Source organism: Proteus sp. TSJ240517, from assembly GCF_047921575.1.
Lineage (GTDB): Bacteria > Pseudomonadota > Gammaproteobacteria > Enterobacterales > Enterobacteriaceae > Proteus.
This window is the reverse complement of record NZ_JBLRMH010000001.1, coordinates 386,080-411,942: the sequence shown is the minus strand read 5'-3', so window position 1 is coordinate 411,942 and position 25,863 is coordinate 386,080. Positions and strand designations below refer to the sequence as shown.

At 34.3% G+C, this 25,863-nt stretch carries 21 protein-coding genes; 9 read left to right on the top strand and 12 right to left on the bottom strand.

The features are described from left to right. Positions 1-6 precede the first annotated feature (6 nt). A complete protein-coding gene (locus ACNARN_RS01910; RefSeq protein ID WP_088495473.1) occupies positions 7-450 on the top strand; it encodes a YcgN family cysteine cluster protein in 444 nt (147 codons plus the stop codon). Between the two features lie 622 nt (positions 451-1,072). Continuing rightward, a complete protein-coding gene (locus tag ACNARN_RS01905) occupies positions 1,073-1,804 on the top strand; it encodes a DNA/RNA non-specific endonuclease (protein ID WP_232797488.1) in 732 nt (243 codons plus the stop codon). A gap of 83 nt (positions 1,805-1,887) precedes the next feature. On the opposite strand, the gene fetB is transcribed toward ACNARN_RS01905, so the two are convergent. The 4 genes from fetB to ACNARN_RS01885 form a co-directional block, all read right to left on the bottom strand. Next, positions 1,888-2,661 (bottom strand): iron efflux ABC transporter permease subunit FetB, encoded by a 774-nt coding sequence (gene fetB, locus ACNARN_RS01900; RefSeq protein WP_109372253.1) that lies wholly within the window; start codon positions 2,659-2,661, stop codon positions 1,888-1,890. 50 nt (positions 2,662-2,711) lie between these two features. Continuing rightward, the gene (gene fetA / locus ACNARN_RS01895) at positions 2,712-3,362 is read right to left on the bottom strand and encodes an iron efflux ABC transporter ATP-binding subunit FetA (protein ID WP_416304071.1); all 651 of its coding nucleotides are present in this window, start codon (positions 3,360-3,362) and stop codon (positions 2,712-2,714) included. A gap of 144 nt (positions 3,363-3,506) precedes the next feature. Continuing rightward, positions 3,507-4,427: an alpha/beta hydrolase family protein gene (locus ACNARN_RS01890; protein ID WP_198632163.1), complete on the bottom strand. Its 921-nt coding sequence runs from the start codon at positions 4,425-4,427 to the stop codon at positions 3,507-3,509. A gap of 182 nt (positions 4,428-4,609) precedes the next feature. Further along, on the bottom strand, positions 4,610-5,524 hold the full coding sequence (locus ACNARN_RS01885) for a helix-turn-helix domain-containing protein (protein ID WP_109372256.1): 915 nt from the start codon (positions 5,522-5,524) through the stop codon (positions 4,610-4,612). A 90-nt stretch (positions 5,525-5,614) separates the two neighbouring features. Between ACNARN_RS01885 and ACNARN_RS01880 the strand changes: the two genes are divergently transcribed. The 3 genes from ACNARN_RS01880 to ACNARN_RS01870 all read left to right on the top strand — a co-directional run bounded on the left by ACNARN_RS01880 (position 5,615) and on the right by ACNARN_RS01870 (position 8,897). Further along, positions 5,615-6,235 (top strand): TetR family transcriptional regulator, encoded by a 621-nt coding sequence (locus tag ACNARN_RS01880; protein ID WP_198620005.1) that lies wholly within the window; start codon positions 5,615-5,617, stop codon positions 6,233-6,235. 66 nt (positions 6,236-6,301) lie between these two features. Further along, a complete protein-coding gene (locus tag ACNARN_RS01875; RefSeq protein WP_198620006.1) occupies positions 6,302-6,778 on the top strand; it encodes an NUDIX hydrolase in 477 nt (158 codons plus the stop codon). A gap of 520 nt (positions 6,779-7,298) precedes the next feature. Continuing rightward, on the top strand, positions 7,299-8,897 hold the full coding sequence (locus ACNARN_RS01870) for a methyl-accepting chemotaxis protein (protein WP_198620007.1): 1,599 nt from the start codon (positions 7,299-7,301) through the stop codon (positions 8,895-8,897). 89 nt (positions 8,898-8,986) lie between these two features. Here the strand turns inward: ACNARN_RS01870 and ACNARN_RS01865 are convergent, their stop codons facing one another. Continuing rightward, positions 8,987-9,985, bottom strand: a complete 999-nt coding sequence (locus ACNARN_RS01865) for a 2-hydroxyacid dehydrogenase (RefSeq protein WP_109372260.1) — start codon at positions 9,983-9,985, stop codon at positions 8,987-8,989. 149 nt (positions 9,986-10,134) lie between these two features. Between ACNARN_RS01865 and ACNARN_RS01860 the strand changes: the two genes are divergently transcribed. From ACNARN_RS01860 to ACNARN_RS01850, 3 genes are read left to right on the top strand one after another with little or no spacing between them, the layout of a single operon-like run. Then, positions 10,135-12,771, top strand: coding sequence for a YdbH family protein (locus ACNARN_RS01860; protein WP_416304070.1), 2,637 nt, complete (start codon positions 10,135-10,137; stop codon positions 12,769-12,771). Beyond that, positions 12,768-12,974 (top strand): YnbE family lipoprotein, encoded by a 207-nt coding sequence (locus ACNARN_RS01855; RefSeq protein ID WP_100159376.1) that lies wholly within the window; start codon positions 12,768-12,770, stop codon positions 12,972-12,974. The genes ACNARN_RS01860 and ACNARN_RS01855 overlap by 4 nt, the downstream gene beginning before the upstream one ends. Positions 12,975-12,984: 10 nt before the next feature. Next, a complete protein-coding gene (locus ACNARN_RS01850; RefSeq protein WP_198620009.1) occupies positions 12,985-13,317 on the top strand; it encodes a YdbL family protein in 333 nt (110 codons plus the stop codon). 97 nt (positions 13,318-13,414) lie between these two features. On the opposite strand, the gene ACNARN_RS01845 is transcribed toward ACNARN_RS01850, so the two are convergent. The 5 genes from ACNARN_RS01845 to ACNARN_RS01825 all read right to left on the bottom strand — a co-directional run bounded on the left by ACNARN_RS01845 (position 13,415) and on the right by ACNARN_RS01825 (position 18,667). Then, positions 13,415-13,978, bottom strand: a complete 564-nt coding sequence (locus ACNARN_RS01845; protein ID WP_416304069.1) for a fimbrial protein — start codon at positions 13,976-13,978, stop codon at positions 13,415-13,417. Between the two features lie 21 nt (positions 13,979-13,999). After that, the gene (locus ACNARN_RS01840) at positions 14,000-16,369 is read right to left on the bottom strand and encodes a fimbria/pilus outer membrane usher protein (RefSeq protein WP_416304068.1); all 2,370 of its coding nucleotides are present in this window, start codon (positions 16,367-16,369) and stop codon (positions 14,000-14,002) included. Then, positions 16,359-17,060, bottom strand: coding sequence for a molecular chaperone (locus ACNARN_RS01835; RefSeq protein ID WP_416304067.1), 702 nt, complete (start codon positions 17,058-17,060; stop codon positions 16,359-16,361). Before ACNARN_RS01835 ends, ACNARN_RS01840 begins: the two co-directional genes overlap by 11 nt. Before the next feature lie 93 nt (positions 17,061-17,153). Further along, positions 17,154-17,705, bottom strand: a complete 552-nt coding sequence (locus ACNARN_RS01830; RefSeq protein ID WP_198625662.1) for a fimbrial protein — start codon at positions 17,703-17,705, stop codon at positions 17,154-17,156. A gap of 338 nt (positions 17,706-18,043) precedes the next feature. Then, positions 18,044-18,667, bottom strand: a complete 624-nt coding sequence (locus ACNARN_RS01825) for an FMN-dependent NADH-azoreductase (RefSeq protein ID WP_198620014.1) — start codon at positions 18,665-18,667, stop codon at positions 18,044-18,046. Between the two features lie 233 nt (positions 18,668-18,900). Between ACNARN_RS01825 and hrpA the strand changes: the two genes are divergently transcribed. After that, a complete protein-coding gene (gene hrpA, locus ACNARN_RS01820; protein WP_198625661.1) occupies positions 18,901-22,797 on the top strand; it encodes an ATP-dependent RNA helicase HrpA in 3,897 nt (1,298 codons plus the stop codon). A 252-nt stretch (positions 22,798-23,049) separates the two neighbouring features. Here the strand turns inward: hrpA and ACNARN_RS01815 are convergent, their stop codons facing one another. Together ACNARN_RS01815 and ydgH are read right to left on the bottom strand one after the other, a co-directional pair. After that, a complete protein-coding gene (locus tag ACNARN_RS01815) occupies positions 23,050-24,444 on the bottom strand; it encodes a basic amino acid/polyamine antiporter (RefSeq protein WP_109372269.1) in 1,395 nt (464 codons plus the stop codon). Between the two features lie 264 nt (positions 24,445-24,708). After that, on the bottom strand, positions 24,709-25,662 hold the full coding sequence (gene ydgH, locus ACNARN_RS01810; RefSeq protein WP_100158325.1) for a DUF1471 family protein YdgH: 954 nt from the start codon (positions 25,660-25,662) through the stop codon (positions 24,709-24,711). Positions 25,663-25,863 lie beyond the last annotated feature (201 nt).

The window sequence follows — 25,863 nt, the reverse complement described above, 5'->3', positions numbered from 1 at the left end:
GTAGAGATGACACAGGCTTTTTGGCAGACTAAAACATTAGATGAAATGAGTGATGATGAGTGGGAATCGCTCTGTGACGGGTGTGGACAGTGTTGTTTACACAAGTTAATGGATGACGATACTGATGAGATATATTTTACCAATGTCGCTTGTAATCAGCTAAATATTAAAACTTGCCAATGCAGTAATTATGAAGATCGTTTCCGTTATGAGCCAGATTGTATCAAACTTACACGGTATAATTTACCAACATTTGAGTGGCTACCAATGACATGTGCGTATCGCCTGTTAGCAGAGGGTAAGACGTTACAAAGTTGGCATCCACTTATTGCAGGTAATAAAGCAAAAATGCACCAAGGCAATATTTCCGTAAGATATATTGCGGTACCAGAAACGGAAGTTGAAGATTGGGAAGATCATATTCTTAATCGTCCGAAAGGGCGTGGTTAATTACTTCTTTTCATTAAAAAGCGCCTTTATAGGCGCTTTTTGTTAAAGGAGCTAAGTAATGACAATAGATATTGCTGGGTCAGCTATACCGATTGACATGATGTCAATGATAAAAAATTCCTGATTTGATGCCAATAAGAGAAAAAATATTCATCAAATAATCTTTTTAAGAAAATCTATTGACGAGATGGAAAATATAGTCCATGATTATTCTCATGGTGGGAAATTTGAATTTCACCAACTAAATGAATAAATGCCTCGCTTATGCGGGGCTTTTTGCATTTTAGTGCTGTGAAAATTCCCGCCATATTTTATAGCAAAATTCTGAGTCGTATTCAGTCATTGAAAAGCACATCAATATTAGAATGATGCGCTTTTCTTTATCGTTTATTACCAGAATTCACTAAAAGAGAAGAATGGATTTTCTCTTATCTAAAACATCAAAACTCGCTTCGGCGAGTTTTTTTGTTTTTCTTCATTTTATAAAAAGGAATTTTATATGAAACGTATTACCCCGATTATTTTATCACTTCTCATGGTTTCAACTAGCTATGCCAATTCAGAGACGATGGTAGGGCCTGATCTTGAAACACAACCATCTGCCGTTGCGCGTGATACTTCAATGCGTGCAATGAATGATGAAAACTGTGGTATTGGTTGTCCATTAGGAGGCAGTGAAACCACAATTCAACGTGATGTTTATACATTAAATAATAATAGCGAAACCAAGTTTGCGGACTGGGTTGCTTATTTAGTGACTAAAGACAGTATTGGTAGTGGTAAAGCACGTAACTGGAAAAAAGACCCAGCTTTAGGTAATGATGAAACCTTATCGCCAACGGATTACAAAAATGCCAATGCCACATTAAAAGTTGACCGTGGTCATCAGGCGCCTTTAGCTTCATTGGCTGCGTTGCCTGGCTGGAATGCACTTAACTATCTTTCGAATATCACACCACAAAAAGCAGATTTAAACCAAGGTGCGTGGGTGCGATTAGAAGATCAAGAGCGTAATTTGGCAAAAGAAGGTCATAAAGTCTTTACAGTTACTGGTCCTATCTATGAAAGAGATATGGGTAAATTGCCAAGTACAGATAAAGATCACACAATTCCAAGCGCTTATTTTAAAGTGGTTTTTCTAAATGATTCACCTGAAAACTCCTCTTATGCAGCGTTTATTATGGATCAACAAACACCGAAAAAAGCAAATTTCTGTGAATTCCAAGTAACTGCGGCAGAAGTGGAAGCACGTACAGGTCTAACACTTTGGAGTCAATTACCTGAAAGCGCTCAAGGTGTGAAATCTCAATCTGGTGAGTTAGTCAAAAAAATGGGATGTACGGTATTAAAATAAGATTTTAAACCGATTTCTTAGTAAGTAATAAAAAAGGTCACTCAATTGAGTGACCTTTATCAATATAGTTAAATGGCTATAATTTAGCGGTTTTCAAGATTAATAAGCTGGTGTCGCTGATTAAAAAACTTCTTATAGGTTAAATAGCAAGCAATAATGGTTGAAATACTGGCTGTTGCCATCAACATAAAAGTCACCATAATTTGATATTTAACAGCTTGTAATGGATCAACACCGGCAAAAATAAGCCCTGACATCATACCCGGTAAACTCACAATACCCACAGTTTTTGCTGCATCAACGGTCGGGATCAATGAAGATTTAATGCTATCTCGAATAATACTCATTGAGGCTAATTTAGGTGTCGCACCAAGGCTTAACATCTCTTGCAATTGCTGTTGTTGATTTTGAAAACGTTGACCCAAATTATTATAACAAAGCCCTGTTGCTATCATCGCATTACCCGCAATCATCCCCGTAATAGGAATAATTTGAATTGGTGTAAAAGCAATAGAACTGGTGAGCAATAAAATAGTTAAAGTTAATAGTGCCCCAGTTGTAATAGCAGTAAATGAGATCAGAAAAATATCTTTAACGTATTTACTTCGCTTTTTGGCATTATGAGCCGCGTTATAGCAGATAAATAACACCATTAAGAAGGTGAGAATAAAATGGTCAACATGGAAAATATAGGTCAAGACATAGCCAACAATTAATAGTTGAATAATGGCTCTTGCTGTACTCCAAATAATATCTTTTTCTAAAGCTAGTTTTTCTTTGCGACTAATAAAAATAGCCACGAGAACTAATAAAAGCGAGAAAATTAGAGATTCATTGCTTATCGTATGTTCGTTCATAATATTATGTTCGCTCATAACAAAAGGATGACTGAGAAAGAAATAAAAAATCAGGCATCATTGTGAGAAGGTAATAAAATCACATCATCAGCGTGTTTTATTTCATTTTGATCGTGAGTAACCCACAACACAGCAAGATTTTGATCTTTAACGTAGTGGTGAATAACATCATTCACTTTTGTTTTATTATCTTCATCTAATGCACTTGTTATCTCATCAAGTAATAAGATTTTTGGCATAAATTGCAGATTTCTTATCAGTGAAATACGCTGTTTTTCACCGCCAGAAAGTTCATTAATTCCTTTTTTCATAATGGATTCAGGTAAACAAAAATAATCCAAATCATGTGCTAGTTTCTTATCATCCACTGAGAGTTTTCGTAAGAAATAAGGAAATTTAAGGTTATCGTAAACAGTTTCACCAAATAACATAGGTGCTTGAGTGCAATAAGAAACTTGTTGACGATATTCTTCGGGTGACAACGTTAAATAGTCTTTATTTTCAAAGAAAATTGAACCCTTGGTAGGTGATAATAGAGAAGCGACAATCTTGAGTAAGGTACTTTTACCACAACCTGAAGGGCCTGTGATAAGTTTAAATTCAGAAGGTTGAAGTTCAAAATTGATATCATCGAGGATAGTTTTGTTATCGACTCGATAACTTATTTTATCAAGACGTAAAAGTGCAGTCGTGCTTTCCATTCTTATCCCAAACTTAAAAGAGAGAATAATAATTATTATACAGAATTAACGATATAAAGATCCTGCTTTAAATCAGTTAGTAAGCAAATTTGTTACTATTGAAGTATAGGATAATAAGAATGCGAGCCAATAAAAAAGATAAAATTATTTTGTATATTGAGAGTACCACTGCTGTATATCGCTGATTATTTCATTCGTTAAACGCTCGCCTTGTTCATTATAAAACCCATGATCTAGCTTATTGTATTTAATAAATTTCACATTAGGCTGATTGATATCTTGGCTTAATTGATGAAATGCATCGACATTTACATTAGTGTCATTAAGTGTCTGAATAATTAATACAGGGGTGTGTTGATTACTTTTAATGACTTTGAGTAAATCGATAGTAAAAAATTGTTGCCACCATATTTTACTGTGTTCGCTTATAAATTGTTCATCATCTATTTGATTATTTTTTATTGCGTCAGCAAATTGCTGAAAGCCATTTAGAGCATCTTCAACGTGTTCTTTCGGTGTGGTATGGCGGATATTATAAAGAACATCATCAAGAAAAAAACGACCCCCGCCATTTAACGCAATAGCTGCTTTAATATCATTGCGCTTAGTTACCACTAAATGCACCATCGTGGCGCCTTCACTTCCACCAATTAAAATAATATTCGGATACTGTGAGGATAATTTATCTAACACAGCTTCATAATCTTCGATTCGTTGCTTGGGATTATCATGACGCTTATAGATTTTAGGACAATCAACACGTTCACCATCATATTGTGAATAAGGTAATAGGGCGGTAATACCGTATTTTTCCACCATGAGAACATCACTATTTGGTAACCACTGACCAAAGGTTTCTTGGATAAACATGTTATTTTTAATGCTGTTACAGTCAGAGCCTTGCATTAATACTAATAGAGTTTGGTTTTTTTCAGCTCGTTTATCCAAGTAATAGCTAATTTCACTACCATCTTTCCGTGGGAGTAGATGTGTCGATATTTTTGCATAACTTGCAAAAGAAGGAAGCAAAAAAGTAGAGAGTAAAAATAGAAGTGAAATGCGCATGATCACCTTATTTGTTTTTGTAGGGAGGTAATACGAAATTTTATTTTAATAATAAGTAAACAGCTAATTTAGTGAATTATTGTACAGAAACAAGTGATGAAAAATTTATCGCACAGATAGTCACTATGAAATTAATCTGCTCTTAATAAAATAGCCTGAAAATTCAAGCTATTTGAGGATCATCAATGGATGGGAACGAAATAATCAATCTCTAAGGTTTTTGGTAATTCCATTAAATCAACATCAGTTTCTATACTGACATACCTTTCAATATCAGCGCCTAAGCGACGACATAAACCTAATGCAGGTAGCGTATAAAAATAAATTTTCATCGCAAACTGCTTATATTCTTCTAATGTTCCCTTAAATTGAAATCGGACATAACGTCCTCCTTCTATCACTCTTTTTCTAAAACCACTGGTTTTTGTAAAATGATCTAAGTTATTCAAGCCAATTTCATAATCAATTTGGATTTTATTTTTACGTAAAGTATTGGGTTGGTATGAGATAAGCACCGTACTTTCCGTAAAATTTTTATCAGTATACAGTAAAAAATCATTCCAAAATTGATGACGAATATCTTCATGTAATTTGCCAATATCTTCTATAGAGCAAAAATATTGATATTGCATGCCGTAAACATAACTGTCTGGTAATTCCATAATCTTAGGAATAGGTAAATCAATAACATCAAAATTAATGGGGGGCTGGAAATTATTACCACAAAGATTATCAAGTTTACGATATTCCGTTGGTGTAACACCAAATGTTGCTTTAAAGCGACGAGTAAATGACTGTTGAGAATCAAATTGATAACGCAATGCAACAGTGAGAATAGGTAACTTTGTTAACCGTAACTCTGTTGCAGCTTTTGTTAAACGTCTTCCTCGAATATACGAAGCAAGCGTTAAACCCGTTGCTTGTTTAAATACACGTTGTAAGTGCCACTTTGTGTAACCTGATTTAATTGCCACATCATCAAGTAACAACGGTTTTTCCAGATTCACCTCAATCCAGAGAAGGAGTTCTTTGATAATTTCTATATTAAATGAGGATAAGGTATTGGAGGGGATAAGCCCATTGTACTGAGATGACATGATGATTTCCTGAAAATATTTTGTTCAGTTTACACGAAACTGATACCCATATATTATTACATACTTATGGTATGTTTTAAGGGTTTTATCATGAAAATAAAATCACGGCAACAAGAGAATTCAGAGCAAACGCGCTCTGCGTTACGTGAAGCTGCACAAGAACTATTTATAAATCAAAACTATTGTGATGTTTCTGTTGATGAAATATCACGTCACGCAAGAGTAACGAAAGGGGCGTTTTATCACCACTTTAGTAATAAGAAAGCTTTATTAAAAGAGTGCTATCTTTTTCAGGTTGATAAGGTTGTTGAAAAACTGGTTCAAATTCCTACCTATGATGATCAATGGCAAGAGTTAGAGGCTATTTTTAGTTTCTGTGTTGATCATATTTATCAACATAAAGATAAGCTTATTCCCCTACAAGAAATAATTTCCGTTTTAGGTTGGAAGGAATGGGATGAAATTGATTCACAAATTCTTATTCCTCGAATAAAAAAATGTGTAGATACGCTTTATGATAAACAAGAAATTTGTACCTATTCTCCTGATATTGTCGTTAATTTAATTTATGGATTTGTTACGCATATTGCGATTAATTTAAAAAATGAAACTACATTACCTGAAAATGCTTGTAAGGATTTTAAAACGATATTTTCTGATTTTTTAATGGGAATGAAACAATCTTCAATAAATGTGAAAGACCATAAATAGCACAAAAATAATGATAGGTGTGATGTAGTTTGGGTAAAAATAAATAGGGTAAAGGATCAGAATATTATGACAATAGAAGTGCCTAAGAGTCATTTCACCGCAACGGGCATTGTATTCAATGAACAGGGCAAATTCCTTCTCCATTTACACTCTAAAATAGGTTGTTGGTTACCACCTGGTGGTCATATAGAAGAAAATGAAGAGCCACAAGATGCAGTATTAAGAGAAATAGAAGAAGAAACAGGCTTACTGTGTGAGTGTCTTTGCTATCAACCTGAATTTAGCCTTAACCTCAATAACAATGATGTTATTGAGCTTGTAAAACCTCTCGCCATTTTAAAAGAACCCATCCACGATAAAAAACAAGGATTTCATTATCACATTGATATGATTTACCTTTGCAAGCCGCTAAAAAATAGCCGATTAACAAATAATTCTTTCCAATGGCTTTCTTTGGAAGAAGTTAGAAAAATAGAAACCCCATTAAATGTGATAAGACTTATTGAACTAACTGAAAAACTATTAATAGAAAAAATTATTTAAATTTCTTAATAAAGATAAATTACTCATAATAAATAAACAATAAAAGCGGTTTTTAGAAACTGCTTTATTTTTATTGGAAATAAAACACTTTTAAAACTCACTGTAAATTAATCTCAGAATTAAATTAATTAATGTTAATAGGTAAATATACCTATTAAAACTTAATATGAAAATATATAAATAAAATCAAAAAAACTAAAATATAATTAATAAATTATCTTTTTCTGAGTAAAATCACCTTCATTGCGGGATATTATATAGTTAATTTGTATCTTGGTGGCTAAAACAATCGTTTATTTCATAAATGAAAAATGGTTTTCACTATACTCTAAAGTTTTCTCTCATTATTACCGACATTATAAACAAAGGTAGATCCTACGTGCCTTTATATTCTAATGAATAAATCTTAGCCTTATTTTATTGACACTAGGGAATATGCTCTTTATCAGAGAAAGAGTGCATTCTGATATCTTACAAATGTACAGATAACAAACTCTGTATATTTTGATGGAATATGACCATGTTTAAAAATATCAGTATAGAAAAGACCGTTAAGGTCATGCTGGCCATTTTGTTTGCGTTGATTATGAGTATTATTTATTTTAGTTATGATGCTTCCACTCGCTCCTACAATAATTTCGTTTCCTCAAATAGCCTCAGTCAGCAAATGTTACTTATGGGCAAAGCGCGATATCAAATGGCGGTGATCAGGGCAAATATTAATGGATTAGATGGACAATTACGCGTTAATGAAAAACCCTCAGCAAAATACTTTCACCAAACTGCGGAATATATTGAAATAACGCGTGAAGAGATCCATCGTTGGTCAGATACGGAAAAACTCACCCAAGAAGGGCGAGAATTAGCCGATGATATGACAAAGCGTTTTGATGAACTGCTGGATATCTTCACTGGCGCACTAGATAAACTGCGTAAAGGTGAGCTAACAACACACTCTGCCAGTGTTAAAATGGATGAGCTAAATGATATTACTATGCAATATTATGCTGTTGCTAATGGCATTGAGAATAGCTATATCGATATTGCAAAAACATCCCAAGAACGCTTGATGTTGGTGTCGATTTCTATTGGCACTGTCGTTATTCTCTTATTTATCTTTATATTACGTTGGTTCTCTCATACGTTTATTGGCAATATTAAAATCTTAATCAACATATTTAGTAAGATGAGCCAAGGCGATTTAAGTATGCGTGTAGAGAATCATGGTACTAATGAATTTGGTCAGTTATTCAATGAAATGAATAAGATGAAAAATTCATTAAGCCATATGATCGCATCTGTCAAAAATGCAGTGAATACCATCAGTGTTAGTGCAAGTGAGATTGCGACAGGAAATACTGATTTATCTTCCCGTACTGAGGAACAGGCTAGTGCATTACAAGAAACTGTTGCGAGCATGGAGCAAATTAAAACAACAGTTGAGAAAAATGCGGATAACTCGCGTGAAGCTAGCAAATTAGCACTAACAGCAACGGCATCTGCTCAAAATGGCGAAAATGTGATGGATAGCGTGGTAGAGACCATGTCTTCAATCTCTGAAAGTGCGAAAAAAATTGCAGATATCAATGACATTATTAACAGCATAGCCAATCAAACGAATATTTTGTCACTGAATGCGGCAGTTGAAGCAGCAAGAGCAGGTGAGCAAGGTAGAGGATTTACCGTTGTTGCGTCTGAAGTGCGCAGTTTAGCTAGCCGCAGTGCCGAAGCTGCAAAAGAGATCAATGAGTTGATTACGCACTCTGTTAATAAAGTGCATGTTGGTTCGCAACAGGTTGCTCAAGCTGGACGTTCAATGTCAGAGATCGTTACAACCATTAATCAGGTAAATGACTTTATGCAACAGATTGCCCTTGCTTCTAATGAACAAAGCATGGGTATTAACCAAATCGCGTTGGCCGTCAGTGAAATGGATACCGTTACTCAGCAAAATGCAGCATTGGTTGAAGAATCAGCAGCTATCACAGCAAATATGGATGATGAAGCTCATCAATTAGCTAAATTGGTTTCACAATTTACAGTAGATGAAGAGAACGAAATTCTTTCACGTTTTGATTCAACACAATCAACAGAAGTTATCGACACTCAAGGAAAATAAGTGTCGTATCGATGATAAATAAAATAAGCCCCCTTGGCTAATCTATGGCGAAGGGGGCTTTTTATTACATTTATTCTTAATGCCTAGAATTAAGCTTTGATCTGATTAACGCACTCATTACCTGAAGCAATCTCTTTAATATTGTGCAGAGTTGTTTCACTAATACTGATTAAGGCTTCTTCTGTTAAAAATGCTTGATGCCCAGTAAATAACACGTTATGGCAAGAAGAAAGACGACGGAAAATATCATCCTGAATAACGTCATTTGATTTATCTTCAAAGAAAAGATCGCGTTCATTTTCATAAACGTCCATTCCCAGTGCACCAATTTTGCCTTGTTTCAATGCATTAATCGCAGCCGCAGAGTCAATCAATGCACCACGACTGGTGTTAATAATCATCACACCATCTTTCATCTGTGAAAAAGCAGTTTCATTTAATAGATGATGATTATCTGCGGTTAATGGGCAATGTAATGAAATTACATGGGAGTTTGCGTAAATCGTCGCCAAATCAACATATTCGGCACCTAAATCAAGTACAGCTTGGTTTGGGTAAGGATCATAGGCAAGTAACTTCATGCCAAAACCCTTTAATATGCGTAATGTTGCTAATCCTATTTTACCTGTACCAATAATACCGGCAGTACGATTATGCATATTAAAGCCAGTTAAGCCTTCTAATGAGAAGTTAGCATCACGAGTACGTTGATAAGCTCTGTGTATACGACGATTAAGTGACAGCATCATACCAACAGCATGTTCTGCAATAGCCTCTGGTGAGTAAGCAGGAACACGAACAACAGTAATGCCTAATTCAGCAGCGGCTTCTAAGTCAACATTATTAAAGCCCGCGCAGCGTAATGCGAGAATACGTATATTAAGGCTAGCAAGTTCTTGTAAAACCGCACGATTTGCATCGTCATTGACGAAAATACAGACAGCATCAGCGCCAACGGCATTTTTTGCAGTTTGTTCTGTTAAATTAAAATCGAAATATTCAATATCATAATGATATCCATTATGTTGATTGACCCATTCCATGTGCTTACGATCATAATGTTTAGTACTATAGGAAACGATTTTCATCCAGTCTTCTCTACTCTCGATTAAATTTTTATTCAGAGGCTAGAAAAACAAGAATTATCCAGCCCCAATATGAAAGAAATTAATACTATCATTATAAACAATTTAACGAGGTAAGTGGATGATTCAGGTTTGTTTAAAAGGAATATAATGTGTTGTTAAGAAAAACAATCAAATGGACAGGGACGATACTACTAGGCGCCGGCCTAATAGGCACTGCTTTATGGGTGTCTATTCCTCGTTGGTTACCTGTTGTTGCTCATTATTACTTACCTGAAGGTGTAACTCTTTCTTTATCACAGCCCAAATTACAGCGTATGGGTGTTTCAATTGAAAACATCGTATTAAAGACAGAGAGTTGCACTTTAGCTAATCTTGATAACTTTGTTTTCTCTTATCAAAAAGAACAGATTGATAAACTGCAATTTAATAGCCAGCAACTTGCCATTGATGAACAATGTTTTTCAATGATGCCTGTAAGTAAGCAAGAAGAAACTGCAACCGTTCCTCTTGAGATAAATTCACTACTGACTTCAATACCTCATTTATTTGTCAACATCGAAAATGTACTCTTAAAAGAAAATGCGCGTTATCAAGGTTCTTTGCAATTAAGAACACAAAATAATGGAAGATTAATGACTTACCAAGGAGAAAATGTACAACTTGGTATTTTTATTAGAGATAACCAATGGCTTGATATTAAACGGTTCAAAGTTAATTTGCCTGATAACAATAACATTGAACTTGCTGCTGAAATAGCGCTTCCTCTTGATGTTGCTTCATTACCAGAAAAAGGAACCATTGATGCGACACTATTGACGTCTCACTACGCTCACCCATTGGTTATTATTCTTGAATGGGTAGGAAAATCTGGCACGATTTCGCTTGCTGAACAAGGTGGTGGCCATGCATTGGCTTTATTACCTTGGAAAGTGACATCCGAAAATATAGTGATTGAACAAGGTCGTTGGGAATGGTTTGGATTGGATCAACCTTTGCGAGGCGGTGTAAATATTAATATCGCTCAATGGCAAAAAGGATTGGCGGATTTAAGACTAACTGCACGATTAAACGTGATGACAGAAGGCAAAGCGGGAAAAGGGAATTTAGTGATATCGATTCCTGAAACCGCAGTAAATTGGTTAGATGCACAAATCCCTATTCAAATCACTGGTATTGTTAATAAAGAATTAATGCAAGCCAGTGCGCAATTACCTGTTAAAGTCACTGGCATGTTGACCGATCCTACTGTTGAATTTCAATCTGGCTCTTTGTTTCGTTTTAAAGGACCACTCACTGAAACGCTTACCATCACAGATGCTCGTTTACCTTTAGCTGGAACCACACTTTCATCAAATGGTTTTAATGGTCGTTTAAATGCGATAGTCGTTGCCCAAGATAGCATTTGGGGGGATTACCGTATTCATTTTCAAGGTAAGGCGATTGATTTTTTACCTGACAATGGGACTTGGCAATGGCGCTATTGGGGAGAAGGGGATTTATTACCTTTAAAAGCACGTTGGGATATCGCAGGAACAGGGTACTGGGCTGATAAAGTGGTTAGTTTTGAGAAACTCAATACAGGTTTTGATGTTTTAAAATATCAAAATACTACGATGACTGCCCCTCGATTATCTTTAGAAAGTCCGTTTCGTTGGGTAAGAGATGATAAAAAGCCTGTATTTAATGGAAAACTAAAATTAACGAGTCAACGTATTGATTTTCCTGCTGGTGGTTTTTTAGATAAGGCCGATTTTATTGCCACAGTTAATGGTGATTCCCCTTTTAATTTTAATGTAAAAGGCGAATTAAGTGCTAAACCCAATATAGGACCTATTGCAATAAATACGCGTTGGGATGGCGCAAGATTAAGAGGTCAAATGCGTTGGCCTTCACAACCTATTGATGTTTTTCAATCGCTCTTGCCTGAAGATTTAGGGATCACTCTTGATAAAGGTGAACTCTACACACAAGCAGATTTTTCTATTGCACCAGAACAAGGATTAATAGCAGGAGGGCATCTTGTTGTTAAACAAGGTGGAATGTGGCTTAAAGATGGTGTTTTAGAAGGTTTAGATTTTATTTTGCCTTGGCGTTTAAATGGCGACGAATGGCAATTAGGTGTTAAACAGCCTGTCCAGTTACGGATAAAGCGTGTTAATAATCTTTTTGACATGACGGATATTACGGCTGATCTTCAAGGTTTTTACCCTGCAACAGAAAATAAACCGTTAGTTCTATCTAATGTGAATGTTGCTATGCTTGATGGAACCATTTCATTGGCAAAACTCACAATTCCACAACATGATGCAGCGATTATTTCTCTTGATAACATTCAATTAAGTCATCTTTTTACTTTGTTAAAAGTGACGCAGTTTGCGGCATCAGGTAAAGTTAGTGGTGAATTTCCGTTTTTTATTAATAATAACCAATGGATTATTAAAGATGGTTGGCTGGCTAATTCATCTTATTTAACGTTAAGACTTGATAAGGATTTTGTGGATTCTATTGATGAAAATAATATGTCTGCGGGCGTTGCTATGGCATGGTTGCGCTATTTAGAGATCAGCCGTTCTTGGACTCGCGTTAATTTAAGTAATTTGGGTGAGTTGGTATTAGAAGCAGAAATCAATGGAACGAATCCTCTAGAAGATAAACGTCGACAAGTTAATTTAAATTATCGACATGAAGAAAATGTCTTCCAATTATGGCGAAGTTTACGATTTGGTTCACAATTGGAAGAGTGGTTAGAAAAGAGCTTATCAGATTTAGGGAGTGAGTCAGAGTGAAACCATTATTCTTAAGAAAACTATTCTTACTAACAGCTTTGATGATGGGAATATCAGCATTAACAGGATGTATTCGGTTAGAAGTCGCCACACCGGATAAGCCCATTAACATTAATATGAATGTAAAAATTGAACATGAAATTAATGTAAAAATAGACCGACAAGTTGAAGATCTCTTAAAAAATAACAGCGCCATTTTTTAAAGGATAAATGATGAATTATAAAAAATATTTTTTAAGTTTTGCGCTAATGATAGCTTTAGGCAGTGCAAATGCCATAGCATTAACGCTTGATGAAGCAAGATCACAAGGATTAGTAGGGGAAACCTTTAGTGGTTATATTGAGCTTGTGCAAACTAATAACAAGCAGGCTCAACAACTTGCTGATGAAATAAATCAAGCAAGAAAAGCAAAATATGCTGAAATTGCTAAAACTAACCAAGTAACACCTGATTCTGTTGCTCGACTAGCAGGTGAAAAATTAGTCGCAAGAGCTAATGAAGGTGAGTTTGTAAAGGGGATTAATGGAAAATGGGTAAAGAAGTAGTTAAATCTTAAATACAGACTTAACCTCATTTTATTTTTAAAGCACGATATATTATAAATTTCTATCGTGCTTTTTTGTAGCTAATTTTTATGACTAATTAATCATTACCACTAAAATTAACAATATCGTCATTGATCATGACAATGAAATTAATGTTTGAGCGTATATAACCGGATGCAGGAGGCATATTATCTTTTTTAACATAGTTAACTAAAAAATAAAATTCAGCTTCTCCATCAGTCAGTTCTTCAGTAAATTCGCTCCTTTTATTAAGATTGATGGGTCTTTCTTCCTCATTGTACAATAATTGAAAAGCAATATTATTACTTGCATCGGGAGCACTAATCATATTTTTCAAGTAACCTGTTGTATTATCAATACTCGTATTTTCAATTTTTAAGCGAATATTCCCATTACTCTTAGAACAATCTTTTATATTAATAAGGATAATGTGAGGATCAATATTCGCTAATTCTCCTTTCTCATATGAAGAAAAGTCATTTCCGTTAATAGAAAATCTATCACTTGTATTTTCATAAATATGATCTATATCACAGCTTAGAGGAATATCGTGATCACCACGTCTTGGTATTGATGAAAATGAAAATGATGAATAGAGTAAAATTATAATTAAATAGAAGAAATATTTTTTATTTTTCATATTTAGTACTTTTGTTTTGAATTAAAGACAATTAACTTCTTTTTTTATCAGGTTTTTTTTCTTTTCATCGGAACTCAAATTATAATTAAATTGACACTGTTTATCTTCTCCCCATTTTACTTTTATTAATCCATGATCAGGAATACCAGAAAGAAAAATAACATTATTTTCTGTCACCAATCCTTGGGAAATAATATTATCCTCTTTATCTAGTACGGTAACTGTTGAAGCAAAAGGAAGTGGGGTTATTGATTTGAAAATAATACGATAACCTGTTTTCATTGGAAAAGTAATTTTAGATATTGCACCTAATGTAGGAATAATACTCTTGCTGTAATATTCGGTTTCAACGGATTGGGGGAGTGTAGTCGCATTTAGTTTGATTTTATTTATTCGATAAGGCGTGATGTTATTTAAAATTAGGTTACCAAAGATATCTGTTTCTAAATTAGATGAAAATGATGTTTTAATACCAGTAATACCCTGTGTACTCACTAATGCAAAGGTTTTTCCTAAACGGGGTGTCAGAGTAATACCTTCGGAATGAAGTACTAATGCACCATTAATTGAAAAATTAAGATTGTAATTATTCTCTGATTTATTTCCAGAGAAACTATAAGATTGATAATTATTTTGATAGCGTGTATTAGCAGAAAATTGATTATATTTTCTTTTAGGATGATGTGTATGTTGATAGTTTATTGAATATCCTAAATTATTATTAAGCAATGCTCCTCCTAGATTTGTACTATTTGTATAACGTTTATTATTGACTTGATAGCATGTTTGATTGTTCATCCAATGATGATGTTCAATATTACCTATAGGAATATGAAAATTAAATGAAAAATAATGATCCGAAAAATATTTCTCTTTTTTGAAATCATACTTTAAATGATAATTTACCCTATTAAATGAGGATGAAAAGGATGCTCCAATTTCAAATTCTTTCGATGAATCATGGTATGTTTTACCGTGATAATGCAAAGAGAAGTAGCCTAACTCATTAATATTTTGAGATAAAGATAGTGAATGGTTTTTTTTAATATTGTTTTTTGATAATGAATTACCTAAATAATGATAGAAAGACATTCCCGAAGTAAAGTGAGTTTGTGTCATGGGAATACTTTTCTGATAACGAAATTGATATTTAATTTTATTATTGTTATTTTTTTCATAACTTATATTTGTCGCTAAACCACCTAAAATACCTAAATCTAGAGATAGTCCAGATAAATAGGTTTGTCTTTTATCATGTTTTTTTATTGCACTGTAAGAAGTGATTTTTTGGCTTAGACCATATGAAAATTCGCCTAAAAGAAAAAGAGATTTTTTGTTATTTGGATGATCAGATAATGTGCCTGAGATGATATTATATTGATAACTTCCTTTATTTAATTGATTCGGTAATGATGCAAAATAGTGTGTCGAAATTTTTACTCTTCCATCTGCTTCTTTGATCTCCAAAGTGAGTTTTTCACTTCCTATTGAAGGTAATGAATTTAAAAGAAAGGGGCCAGGAGGAACCGTTGTTTCATAGATGATCTTATCACCCTGCTTTATGATAATTTGAGCTTGTGTATCAGCAATACCTTCAATAATCGGGCTATTAGCATAAAGAGTTTTGTTCGAAATTAAATTATTGGATATTAATTGAAAGCCAATAATTTTATCATTTGATAATATTCGTGTCGTAGGTGAAAATTTACCTCCATAAAAAAGAGAAGAAAAAGAATTAATTTGTCGATAGGTGTAAATTGATGAAAGCTTAGATTGATAACGATCTTTATTCCAATTAAATCCACTTTGACTACGTACACGCCAAGCTCCCATGTTAATACCTGAGTGTAAATTAAGTTTTTGCTCAGTCGATTTTTTTTGGTGATATTTAATCCAATAGGAATATTGAGTGAATAATGCGGTAATTCCGTCATCCCAATCTTGTTCATTGATGACATAGTCTGTTTTTTTTATTAATGCTTTTTGCGGAATGATTAAATTTAATTTTTGATTGGAAAATTGGTATTTAAAATCTATCGAATAATCGCTTAAAGGAGTTATTTCCTGATTTTCTTTTGCTATTTTATAAAAACCAGTATCAATACCAAGAGAGGTTAAATCATTGATAGAAAGACAAGGAGTTAACTTGTTATCTACATTTTTAAAATAAAGGAGCTTTGCCATTTTCTTTCTATTATTAATATGAATAATCGAATGATAAAACCCTTCAGGTTTTTTATCTTCAAGAAGTAGTTTAATCGTTTCATCATTAATATTAGAAAATGAATTAGAATAAAGAGAGAGGAAATTATTCTGAGCGATAGCATCTTTGGTGCAAATAATTATAAAAATAAAGAAAGTGAACTCCATTTTTTTATATTTAATCTTCATTTATTATGGCCTTATCTGTTGCATTTATTTCCACGCCATATTGATTAATTGTTTTCCATTTAATTAATCCATCTTCTTTAATTATATTTTTTGTATTGTGTTTTTTTAATGGAGGTATGGTTTTGCTTTTATTCATCAGTAGTACACCATTGTAACTAACATTAAGCAAAGTAATAAAGTAGGGTGTGGGATTGTTTATAATAAACTCATTATTTTTATTTTTTAAAAACTCAATTCTTTTATAAGCATCTTTTGCACCTTTTTCTATTGATATTGGTCTATATATTAAATTATAGACAGAATTCATTGATATATGTAATAAATTTCTATTTTCATCTGAATTAGATAGCAATGGTATTCTCTTAATGTTTATTTTATATAGTGTTTCTCGATCTTTTTTTTCTATTTCATCTGTTTTAAAAATTTTTAAAGAATAGCTTTCATTTTTTTCTATTTTAAAAAGTGGGGGAGTGATAATAAAAGGTAATTCTGTATCATTATTTTCATCATAATGAGAAATCCAGCTTTGTATAAAATAATCATTATTTGTGTTATTTTTTATTTCAATAATCTCCTGACCTTTACTTTCAATAAAAATAAATTTATCCTTATTTATTTCTATTGATGCGTAACCATAAGTAGGGATGATTATAAATAGAGATAGTGTGGTGGTTATTATTTTTTTAATCATTTTCTATTGTTATATAGTAATATTATATTATTATTTATAAATAAGGAATGTTAAAACAAAGCTGGATAACCAGCTTTGTTTACTTTTTAAATTTTAATTTAGGTCTTCAATATCAGAATAAATAACATCAAAACTTAAGCTAGCCGTTACTTGGCCAGGTGTTGCGCTTGCATTGTCTGGTTTTTTATAATTGGCTAGAAATTCATAACTTGCCGTATTATCATCACCATCAATATTTACTTTAAATGCTGGATTTTCTGCTATTGATAAGTCTATTTCATTTCCATCTGCATTTAAAATAGCAACAGATACATTACTACCATCTTTTGCTGTATTTTTTAATATACTTTCTCCATTATTTTTAACTCTTAATTTTATATTCTGAAGGCCATCAGAACAATTTGTAAAATTAATGTTAATTGGTAGTGCGTCCACGTTTGCCAAATGGGTATCTGCAAAATTATTTGCTTGAACGTCATGTAATTTAATTGGTGCTATATTTTGTAACTCACAGCGAAGATTTGGTGTTACTAAGCCACTAATTTCAACTGAACCTATACCATTTTCTACATATTCAACTGCATTTGATTGGGTCGATAAAAAACTTGTAGATAAAATGAGCATTGAGAGTAAATTCTTTTTCATTTAAAATTCCATTTATTGAATTAATAAAATTATTTAATAATCTTCTTATCTCTAGAAGCAAAAAAATATTATTAATTTATCTTTTTAAAATCAAATTTAATTCAATCCTATATATCTATTTTTAGCGTGAATAATAGAATAAATTCTTTTTTTAAAACTAATTCTTAAATTATATTTTTAATAAATCAGGTTATTTCAGAATTATCTTCTTTTAAGGTTTTTTAGTTATAACTCAATAAGGTCTTTTTTATAAAAAATTAAGTGATATTGATATATCTTTAATATTTAGATATAAAAAAAGCACCTAGTTAGGTGCTTTTATAAAAAGATAAAATTAATTATTTTGCGGTGATATTTTTTGTACTAATTACAGTATCAATTTCTTTTTGTGCTTGCAGATGAGATTGCTGTGCATATTCTTCACCAAATGCAGTACCCTCAGCCATAATAAATTGTACGTCATTGATACCGATAAAAGCTAAAAACTGTGTAAGGAATGGAACAATCAAATCAGAAGGTTTATCTTTATGAACACCACCACGACTGGTTAATACAACAGCTTGTTTGTTTTCGAGTAAACCAACAGCACCCGCTTCTGTATAAGTAAATGTTTCGCCTGCGCGAGCAATAAAATCGATATAATGTTTTAATTGCGCTGAAATTGAGAAGTTATACATTGGTGCAGCAATCACAATCATATCGTGTGCTTTTAATTCATTAATTAGTTCATCTGATAAAGCTCTAGCTGATTTTTGCTCATCAGAGAGTATGGAAACATCTTTGCCAAAGGCAAATAAGGTGGCTTGATCTAGAGCTGGTATAGGATCTTTAGCGAGATCACGTACAGTAATCAGGTCGTCTTTATGGTTTTTTTGCCAATTTTCAATTAAGTAATCGGTCATTTTATTACTGTGTGAATAGCTATCTAAAATGCTGGATTTCAGTACAAGGATCTTTTTCATTATTTTCTCGTGGTCTATAAAATGTTCTATTTATTTAAATTTATTAGTTAAGAGTAGTTTACCCAATCTTTAAAATATCACATCACAATCCTTTGAATATGCTATTCAAAATTATTGATTATATGAAATCATATACTAAGAAATTTAATCAAGCCTTTATGTGCAGATAGTCTGTTGTGATATTATGAACTCAATAGTTTTGATTAGAATAACCTCAAAAAGGATAATAAAAGGTGACATTATCATCTGCCACGCTCTATCAAGAAATAGAGCAATTATCGTTGCGGGAGCAGCAGCGATTAAGAAAACGTCTACGTGGCGTCGCTAAAATTAATAATGAAGAGTCTAAACAAGCGGTATTAAGTGCAATTAAAGAAGATATTAATACGGCACAACAGATGATAATTCGCCGTCGTGCTAATTGTCCTGAAATTACTTACCCAGAAAACCTGCCTGTTAGTCAAAAGAAAGATGCTATTTATAATGCAATAAAAGATAACCAAGTCGTTATTATTGCAGGGGAAACTGGCTCTGGTAAAACAACACAGATCCCTAAAATTTGTCTTGAATTAGGACGAGGGATCAAGGGGTTTATTGGACATACTCAGCCTCGTCGTTTAGCTGCACGTTCAGTAGCTGAACGTATCGCTCATGAATTAAAAAGTACGTTAGGCGGATCTGTAGGTTATAAGGTTCGCTTTAGTGATCATGTTGGCGATAATACCCTCGTTAAGCTAATGACAGATGGTATTTTATTGGCGGAATTACAGCAAGATAAGCTGTTACTACAATATGACACTATCATTATTGATGAAGCCCATGAACGTAGTTTAAATATCGACTTTATTCTTGGCTATTTAAAGCAGTTATTACCTAAGCGCCCTGATTTAAAAATCATTATTACTTCTGCAACCATCGATCCTGAACGTTTTTCCAAGCATTTCAATCAAGCACCGATTATTGAAGTATCTGGTCGAACTTATCCTGTTGAAGTGAGATATCGTCCTATTGGTGGTGACGAACTTGACAGTGATAAGGATATGACCGATGGCATTGTTGATGCTATTGATGAATTAAGCAGAGAAAGTGCGGGTGATATTCTTATTTTTATGAGCGGTGAGCGAGAAATTCGTGACACTGCTGATGCGCTGAATAAATTACAACTTCGCCATACTGAAGTATTACCTTTATTTGCCCGTTTATCTAACAGTGAACAAAACCGAATTTTTCATCCTCATAATGGCAGGCGCATTATTTTAGCCACTAACGTTGCCGAAACTTCATTAACTGTGCCAGGTATTAAGTACGTTATTGATACCGGTTTTGCGCGTGTTAGTCGTTATAGTTATCGCACTAAAGTACAACGACTTCCAATAGAGCCTATTTCTCAAGCTTCAGCAAATCAGAGAAAAGGGCGTTGTGGTCGTGTTTCTGATGGTATTTGTATTCGTCTTTATTCAGAAGATGATTTTATTTCTCGTTCTGAATTTACTGATCCAGAAATATTAAGAACTAACCTTGCATCTGTTATTTTGCAAATGACGTCGATAGGGTTAGGTGATATTAGTGCTTTCCCATTTATACAGCCACCTGATAAACGCAATATTCAGGATGGTGTCCGTTTATTAGAAGAACTAGGCGCGTTACAAGACGAAACCGACCACAATGGTGCTTATCGTTTAACCCCAATGGGGAAACAACTTGCACAACTTCCTATTGATCCTCGTTTGGCGAGAATGGTACTTGAAGCACGTAAATATGGTGCAGTAAAAGAGTTGATGGTTATTACATCCGCACTTTCAATTCAAGATCCTCGTGAAAGACCGATGGATAAACAACAAGCTTCTGATGAAAAGCATCGACGCTTCCAAGATAAAGATTCTGATTTCTTGTCTTTTTTAAATATGTGGGATTATTTAAAAACTCAACAAAAAGAGTTGAGCCATTCCCAATTTAGAAAGCTATGTCGCCAAGAATTTTTAAACTTTATGCGTGTTCGAGAATGGCAAGATGTTTATACGCAATTGCGACAAGTTGTTAAAGAATTAGGTTTTCCTGTTAATAGCGAACCCGCTGATTTTAGAAGTATTCACGTTGCTCTACTCAGTGGCTTGTTGTCACATATTGGTCAAAAAGATGCCGATAAACAAGAATTTACAGGTGCGAGAAATGCTCGTTTTTCTATTTATCCTGGCTCTGGTTTATTTAAAAAACCACCAAAATGGACAATGGTGGCAGAGTTAGTCGAGACGTCTCGTTTATGGGGACGAATCGCAGCGCGCGTTGAACCTGAATGGATTGAACCTATCGCCGAACATCTAGTGAAACATCACTATAGCGAACCACATTGGTCAAAAGCGCAAGGCGCTGTAATGGCTAATGAAAAAGTTACGTTATATGGTTTACCTATTGTTGCCTCTCGACCTATTAATTATAGCCAAATTGATCCGTTATTATGTCGTGAGCTATTTATCCGCCATGCGTTAGTAGAAGGTGATTGGCAAACTCGTCATGCATTCTTCCGTGAAAATTTAAAATTACGGACTGAAGTGGAAGAGTTAGAGCATAAATCTCGTCGTCGTGACATTCTTGTCGATGATGAAACAATGTTTACTTTCTACGATCAGCGAATACCACAAGACGTTGTTTCATCACGTCATTTTGATAAATGGTGGAAAGAAGCACAAAAAGCATCACCTGATCTGCTTAACTTTGAAAAAAGTATGCTTATCAAGGATGATGCCAAACGTGTTAGCGCACTAGATTATCCAAATTATTGGCATCAAGATAATTTAAAATTACGCTTAACTTATCAATTTGAACCGGGTACAGCGGCTGATGGTGTCACTGTTCATATTCCATTACCGATTTTAAATCAGGTAAAAGACGAAGGTTTTGATTGGCAAATTCCAGGTATTCGTCATGAATTGATAGTGGCCTTAATTAAGTCATTACCAAAGCCTATCCGTCGTAATTTTGTACCAGCACCTAATTATGCTTCTGCTTTTTTAGAACGTGTTCCTCAAGTTGAAGGCGGCTTACTCGATAAACTCGAAAACGAATTACGCCGAATGACAGGAGTGACCGTTGATAGAGAGAGTTGGCAACTTGATCAAGTTGCTGATCACTTAAAAATGACATTCCGTGTTGTTGGCGATAAAAATAAAACGCTGGCAGAAAGTAAAGATCTCAATAAATTAAAAGAGAACTTAAAGGAAAAAGTGCAAGAAACATTATCAGCAGTAGCGGATGATGGTATCGAACAACAAGATTTACATATTTGGAGTTTTGGTGATTTGCCTCAGCGTTATGAGCAAAAACGGGGTGGCTATTCAGTGAAAGCTTATCCAGCACTCGTTGATGAAAAAAACAGTGTGGGTATTAAGCTTTTTGAAACAGAATCTGAACAGCAAGCTTCAATGTGGGAAGGAGTAAGACGACTATTATTATTAAATATTCCGTCACCGATAAAATACCTACATGAGAAATTACCAAATAAAGCAAAACTTGGTCTTTACTTTAACCCTTATGGTAAAGTGTTAGAGTTGATTGATGATTGTATTGCTTGTGGTGTTGATAAACTAATGGCGTCTTATGGTGGTTTAGTTTGGCAAGAAGGCGAGTATCAAAAACTGCAAGAATATGTCAGAGCTGAACTAAACGATGCTGTAGTCGAAATAGCAAAACAAGTTGAATCTATTTTGACTCAAGTTTTTGCCATCAATAAACGTTTAAAAGGGCGGGTGGATATTAGCGTTGCTTTTGCATTGTCTGATATTAAAGCTCAACTTAGTCAGTTAGTTTTTCCTGGTTTTGTTACCTCTCATGGATGGAAACGTCTTGCGGATATTCCTCGTTATTTGAGTGCAATTGAAAAACGAATGGAAAAACTGGCCATTGATCCTAATCGCGATCGCGCTCAAATGAGCAGAGTTGAAAATGTTATTCAACAGTGGCAACAGTGGTTAGGTAAGCTAACAGAGAAACAAAAGCAGCAAGAGGAAGTGCAAAATATTCGTTGGATGATAGAGGAACTGAGAGTAAGCCTGTTCGCTCAACAGATAGGTACACCGTATCCAATATCAGATAAACGTATATTGCAGGCGATGGAACAAGTTAGTTTTAACTAATTTAATAGTGACATTTTTAAACCCACGGGAACTCATGCTTCTTGTGGGTTTTTATTGCCTAGCTAATAAATAGCTAGCTATTTATTAGTTACAACATACAATGTATTTCTTAATTTATAACTACCTAACCATCGATATTAAAAAAAACAGCTTAGCAGGGGAATTTTTTTGACTTAAGTGAAATTGATTTTTGGAGAGAAGGAAGGGAAAGGTAAGAGAGGCACTGTTTTTCGAGTACCTCTCAGATTGTCTTTAGTAAATAGTTAAGTAGCCTAATGCCGGAATAGCGCCAAATAAGACTAGTGCTAACAGAATTCGCTCACTTATATGCAATGGTTTTTTATCTTTATACTGCTTGCGTGTATATAAAAACATTAGGATACCTGGTGCATACAGAACGACAGAGAGTAATAAATTAATAACACCTGATGCATAAAGTAGCCATAAACCGTAAAGACTTGCAGGTATGGCTATTAATAATAAGGCACGGCTACTGCGTGCAATTGCCACTTTAAATAAAAATGCACCGACGAGAAAGTAAGGAACAAGGATCATCTCTGATGCAATGGTCAGTAATGTATTGTAGTTACTTCCCGTCAACCAAATTAAAACTAAAGAGAATTGGACTGCACAATTGGTAAACCATAATGAAGATGAAGGCGCATCATTTTTATTCTGCTTCCCTAATTGTTTAGGGAAAGAGTGATGTAGTGCGGCAATATAAGGCACTTCTGCCGCCATAATTGTCCAACTTAAATATGCACCACATACAGAGAGAATAAGACCCGCTGCAATAATTATCTCGCCTATGTTACCAATAAGCTGAACAAGTAACGGCGCCATTGACGGGTTTTTCATCGCTGCTAATTCTGCTTGGCTAACTAAACCTTGCGATAATAAAGTGACAAGAATATAGATAACTAATGCGATGACAACGGCGAGTACTGTTGCTAAACCAACATCACGACGATTTTTAGCTCTTGCGGAAACTACGACCGCGCCTTCAATACCAATAAATACCCACAGTGTAATCAACATGGTATTTTTGACTTGATCCCAAACAGGGACACCCAGATTTACACCTTTAAAATCAAGGGTAAATATATCCATATTGAAAGCTAATAGGGCGACAATAACAAATAACCCTAAAGGAAGGAGTTTTGCCATTGTCGCCATTAAATTAATGCTGGCTGCAGTTTGAACACCACGTAATACAAGAAAATGGACAACCCAAAGTAAGATTGACTCTCCAATTAATGCTTGCCATGTATTCCCATCACCAAAAATAACGTTCTCTGGTGTATCTGTAAAAAAACTAAAGGCAGCAAAAACAATAACAAGATAAGAAACGTTAGCAACAACAGCGCAGACCCAATAACCCCATGCTGAACAAAAACCAATAAATTCACCAAATCCTTCTTTCGCATAGGTAAAAATGCCACCATCAAGATCAGGTCGAAGGCGCGAGAGGAGTAATAAAGATGTAGCAAGAAAGAGGATGCCAATGCCAGTTATCACCCAGCCAATAATCAATGCGGCAGGGCTGGCAACTTCGGCCATATTTTGAGGCAAACTGAATACACCTGCACCAACCATTGAGCTTAATACTAACGCGGTGAGTGATATTAAGCCAAGTTTCTTATTCAAGGATAATTACCTACGTGATTAAAATTGTAAATAAATAGCGTATTTTCTTGTTTTTTGGTCAGTAAATAGAATAAATATGAATATCTCAAATTTAAATAAAGATAAAAACACTAAAAAACAGCGAGATTTTACGGAGAGTTGACTTGGTTGTCTATGCATTAAATCATAAAAATTATGCACTTTTACAAAATGAGGTTGGTTTTGATGATATTTTGAGTAAAAAAAACCTCGCATCAGCAAGGTTTTTTTAATTAGGACGCTTTATTACTTGAATAGGTCAGCGGTAATAGTGACTGTACCACCATCACTTTGCCATTCATTTGTAATATGGTAATACTTGGCACCTTTTGCAGCTGCACGTTTAGCAACTTGATAAGAAATCTCTGGTGAGTTTACAAAGTATCCGCTAAATGTAATGGTATCAAATGGATCCATTAATGCAGCAGCTGCTTTGTTGACTTCTTGGATTTCAGTACCATCAGGTAATGTGACAGTGTAACGACCACTAGCACCCGAAGTTTGTGTATCAGCAAATGTTCCTACACTTCTATCAAAATCAGTGTTTGATGCAAGACCTGGTTTCTCAACTTTATTGGCAGCGGCTCCGCCTTCTGCAATAAGTGCGCGACCTGCATCTGAGTCATAAGGAACGACAGCCTCTGGTGCTTGAATTGCACGTTTAGGCGCATCTTTTTTGTAGATATAAGCTGTTACTTCTTGGTTACCACCATCATTTGTTGATACGTTACGTACAATAAAGAATGATGCAGCACCTTTTTTAGCAGCTGCTTTTGCAATTGCGTCGTTAATATCAGGGGTTGTAGGGTAGTAACCGCGGATAGAAACTGTATCAAATGGTTGTAGCAGAATTGCTTCAGGTTTTGGTAGTTCTTTCACGCCATGAAAGACGCGATAGCTTTCTTGATCTGCTTTGGGTGCATCTTTATGGTATAGATCAGCAGTAACACTCATGTTGCCGCTATCACTAATATCATCTAGGCCTTGAATATAGAAACTATCAGCACCGACTTTATCCGCACGACGAGATACCGCATCAGCGGCTTCATAAATAGCGTTAAAACGACCGATAACTGTAATTCTTTCAAATGGTTTTAGTTCTGCAGCTTGTTCGGGTGTTAATTCCTGAGCAGCCTGCGCAACAGTGATATTAGTTAAAGACAACATCGCTGCTGCGATGACTGAGGTTTTCAGCTTCATACAAAATCCTTCCGCCTTGCGCAATTAATATTGGTCATGTGCTGAACGTCGTGGTTTATCACATAGGGATTAATTATTACATGTAATAATAGCATTTGTCGCATTATTTTATTTAGCGAATCACCACAGAGTCAAATGACCAGTATATGTTACCAGATATTTACCTGAATATAGTGAATAATTCATAAATATGCCTTTTCG

Coding starts and splice junctions, on each gene's coding strand:
- ACNARN_RS01910 (WP_088495473.1), top strand. CDS start 7: ATGACACAGGCTTTTTGGCAGACTAAAACATTAGATGAAATGAGTGAT.
- ACNARN_RS01905 (WP_232797488.1), top strand. CDS start 1,073: ATGCGTGCAATGAATGATGAAAACTGTGGTATTGGTTGTCCATTAGGA.
- fetB (WP_109372253.1), bottom strand. CDS start 2,661: ATGAACGAACATACGATAAGCAATGAATCTCTAATTTTCTCGCTTTTA.
- fetA (WP_416304071.1), bottom strand. CDS start 3,362: ATGGAAAGCACGACTGCACTTTTACGTCTTGATAAAATAAGTTATCGA.
- ACNARN_RS01890 (WP_198632163.1), bottom strand. CDS start 4,427: ATGCGCATTTCACTTCTATTTTTACTCTCTACTTTTTTGCTTCCTTCT.
- ACNARN_RS01885 (WP_109372256.1), bottom strand. CDS start 5,524: ATGTCATCTCAGTACAATGGGCTTATCCCCTCCAATACCTTATCCTCA.
- ACNARN_RS01880 (WP_198620005.1), top strand. CDS start 5,615: ATGAAAATAAAATCACGGCAACAAGAGAATTCAGAGCAAACGCGCTCT.
- ACNARN_RS01875 (WP_198620006.1), top strand. CDS start 6,302: ATGACAATAGAAGTGCCTAAGAGTCATTTCACCGCAACGGGCATTGTA.
- ACNARN_RS01870 (WP_198620007.1), top strand. CDS start 7,299: ATGTTTAAAAATATCAGTATAGAAAAGACCGTTAAGGTCATGCTGGCC.
- ACNARN_RS01865 (WP_109372260.1), bottom strand. CDS start 9,985: ATGAAAATCGTTTCCTATAGTACTAAACATTATGATCGTAAGCACATG.
- ACNARN_RS01850 (WP_198620009.1), top strand. CDS start 12,985: ATGAATTATAAAAAATATTTTTTAAGTTTTGCGCTAATGATAGCTTTA.
- ACNARN_RS01845 (WP_416304069.1), bottom strand. CDS start 13,978: ATGAAAAATAAAAAATATTTCTTCTATTTAATTATAATTTTACTCTAT.
- ACNARN_RS01840 (WP_416304068.1), bottom strand. CDS start 16,369: ATGAAGATTAAATATAAAAAAATGGAGTTCACTTTCTTTATTTTTATA.
- ACNARN_RS01835 (WP_416304067.1), bottom strand. CDS start 17,060: ATGATTAAAAAAATAATAACCACCACACTATCTCTATTTATAATCATC.
- ACNARN_RS01830 (WP_198625662.1), bottom strand. CDS start 17,705: ATGAAAAAGAATTTACTCTCAATGCTCATTTTATCTACAAGTTTTTTA.
- ACNARN_RS01825 (WP_198620014.1), bottom strand. CDS start 18,667: ATGAAAAAGATCCTTGTACTGAAATCCAGCATTTTAGATAGCTATTCA.
- ydgH (WP_100158325.1), bottom strand. CDS start 25,662: ATGAAGCTGAAAACCTCAGTCATCGCAGCAGCGATGTTGTCTTTAACT.